The sequence below is a fragment of the Gilliamella sp. HK2 genome (assembly GCF_001690265.1).
Taxonomy (GTDB): domain Bacteria; phylum Pseudomonadota; class Gammaproteobacteria; order Enterobacterales; family Orbaceae; genus Gilliamella; species Gilliamella apicola_C.
On sequence record NZ_LZGV01000057.1, the window covers coordinates 1 to 2,945 of the forward strand.

Annotated in this window: 4 protein-coding genes; all 4 read left to right on the plus strand. The window is 35.1% G+C overall.

What is annotated here, in order from left to right; genetic code table 11:
- A partial coding sequence (locus A9G45_RS14375) for a DUF6708 domain-containing protein (RefSeq protein ID WP_081297826.1) occupies positions 1-512 on the plus strand: 512 nt, incomplete at its 5' end.
- Positions 512-1,348, plus strand: coding sequence for a DUF6708 domain-containing protein (locus A9G45_RS04930; RefSeq protein ID WP_065567823.1), 837 nt, complete (start codon positions 512-514; stop codon positions 1,346-1,348). The genes A9G45_RS14375 and A9G45_RS04930, both read left to right, overlap by 1 nt.
- A complete protein-coding gene (locus tag A9G45_RS04935) occupies positions 1,348-2,172 on the plus strand; it encodes a DUF6708 domain-containing protein (RefSeq protein WP_065567822.1) in 825 nt (274 codons plus the stop codon). The genes A9G45_RS04930 and A9G45_RS04935 overlap by 1 nt, the downstream gene beginning before the upstream one ends.
- On the plus strand, positions 2,172-2,945 hold a 774-nt coding region (locus A9G45_RS04940; protein WP_065567821.1), incomplete at its 3' end, for a DUF6708 domain-containing protein. The genes A9G45_RS04935 and A9G45_RS04940, both read left to right, overlap by 1 nt.

The window sequence follows — 2,945 nt, forward strand, 5'->3', positions numbered from 1 at the left end:
TTGTTTTCTATCTATTCTATGCTCCCGAGGATTGCCCAATCCGTTTTAATCGTAAAACCGGTAAAGTTTATATTTATGACCATTTTCTTTTATATTTTGGTTCATTAAAAACATTTACTCGTTCACCATTTAGAGTGAAAGAGATAACAATGAAAGAGTTTGATTGGGCAGATATTCAAGGGGTAATGACCTCAGTATCGGCACCGATTTCTGGTGGTGGTATGGTCAGAACTTACCGTATAGAGTGTGTGGTATGTGAGCCTAATACCACCAATGTAATTGACCACTTTACTTTTTGTATAGATAGCAGTTTAAGTTACGATGAGTGGATGTGGGTGAATAGTTTTATGGCATTTTCGGATAAAAACCTCGATACCGAACAGATGCCAGATGAATACGAGTGGTCAGTAAAAATCAATTGGTCCGAAGAAATCGACAAAAAATCCAAGGCCAGCTCGCTTGAAGAGTATCAACAAATAGATGCCGAATATAAAAAGTTAGGGAATAAATAATGCCATCCAAATATCAACCGCAAGTGTCATGCTGGCGCGAAGATTTGCATAAAGGAATATATACAACACAATTACATTTAAGTAATAATAAAAAATTACGTTATGCTAATGATGATTATTGTGAATTTTCAAGGAGTTTAAGTGGGATGAATCCATTGCTTCGTATATTTATGATAACAATTATTTCTGCAACTGTCTTATTAGCATCAATAGTCTTATACTTTGTTATACCAATTATTTTTTTTGAAAAAAGCGAAACTAGATTTATATTTATACCATGTTGTTTATTAGTGTTTTTTTGTATGTATCTCTTCTTTCTAATGGCTTTGAATATTTTTTTTGCTCCTGAAGATTTCCCTATTCGTTTCAATCGTAAAACAGGTAAGGTTTATATTTATGACCATTTTTTATTGTATTTTGGAGCATGGTCTACCTTTACTCGTTCACCCTTTAGAGTCAAAGAGATAACCGTTAAAGAATTTGATTGGGCAGATATTCAAGGAGTAATGAGTTCAGTTTCGGCACCTACGGGCAGTGGCGGTATCGTCAGAACTTACCGTATTGAATGTGTGATATGCAAACCTAATACCACTAAAGTAACCGATCATTTTATTCTGTCTACTCATAATTGCCTAACCTATGACGAATGGATGTGGATAAATAGCTATATGGCTTTTTCTGATAATAATTTGGATGCCGAATTTATGCCAGAAGAAGACTTTACTTGGCCAATCAAAGTCAATTGGCCAGAAGAAATCGACAAAAAATCCAAAGCCAGCTCGCTTGAAGAATATCAACAAATAGATGCCGAATATAAACAGTTAGGAAATAAATAATGCCATCAAAGTACCAACCGCAAGTTTCCGCGTGGCGCGAGGATTTATATAAAGGGGTTTATACAACGCAATTACATTTAAGTAATAATAAAAAATTACGTTATGCTAATGATGATTATTGTGAATTTTCACGGCGTTTAGGAGGGGGGTATTTTGCTCGGTGGATAACTATTATTTGTTTATCAATGCTCATTTTGCTATCAGTTTTTGTATTATATATCGTAATTCCACATATTCCTGTTAGCACGCATAAAGCGTTGGTTATACCTAGCTGCGTTTTAGTATTATTTATTTTTTACCTTCTTACTCAATTGTTTTTCTATTTATTATATGCTCCTGAAGATTGCCCAATACGATTAAATCGTAAAACAGGTAAAGTTTATATTTATGACCATTTTATTTTGTACTTTGGATCATGGGCAACTTTCACTCGTTCTCCCTTTAGAGCCAAAGAGATAACCGTTAAAGAATTTAATTGGGCAGATATTCAAGGGTGTATGACCTCAGTATCGGTACCAACGGGCAGTGGCGGAATGGTTAGAAGTTATCGCCTAGAGTGTGTGGTATGTGAGCCTAATACTACTAAAGTGATTGACCATTTTCTGTTGGCGACCGGTAGCAGTTTAGGTTATGAATGGATGTGGATAAATAGCTACATGGCTTTTTCTGATAATAATTTGGATGCCGAATTTATGCCAGAAGAAGACTTTACTTGGCCAATCAAAGTCAACTGGCCAGAAGAAATCGACAAAAAATCCAAAGCCAGCTCGCTTGAAGAATATCAACAAATAGATGCCGAATATAAAAAGTTAGGGAATAAATAATGCCATCCAAATATCAACCGCAAGTTTCCGCATGGCGCGAGGATTTGCATAAAGGAATATATACAACACAATTACATTTAAGTAATAATAAAAAACTACGCTATGCTAATGATGATTATTGTGAGTTTTCAAGATCCCCAAACGGAATTGGTATAATTCTCCGTTTCTTTCTAATTTTTATATCGTTCCTTTCGCTACTACTTACAATATTTGGAGTATTTGTAAGTTTTTATGGTATTAATATCATGCAGTTAAGAAAAATAGATATTTTATTTGTTTTTTTGGGGATTCTTTTGATTTTTATTAGCTTTGTTATGCTTCAAATATTCCTAACAATTTTATTCATGCCAGAAGATTGTCCAATACGCTTAAATCGTAGAACAGGGAAAATCTATCTTTATGAGCATTTCATCTTATATCTAGGATCATGGGCTACCTTTACTCGCTCGCCCTTTAGAGCTAAAGAGATAACCGTTAAAGAGTTTAATTGGGCAGATGTTCAAGGGTGTATGACATCGGTATCAGTTCCTCTTGCGAGTGGCGGAATGGTTAGAAGTTATCGCCTAGAGTGTGTGGTATGTGAGCCTAATACCACTAAAGTGATTGACCACTTTCTGTTGGCGGCCGATAACAGTTTAGGTTATGATGAATGGATGTGGATAAATAGCTATATGGCGTTTTCTGATAAAAATTTGGATGCCGAATTTATGCCAGAAGAAGACTTTACTTGGCCAATCAAAGTCAACTGGCCAGAAGAAATCGACAAAAAATCC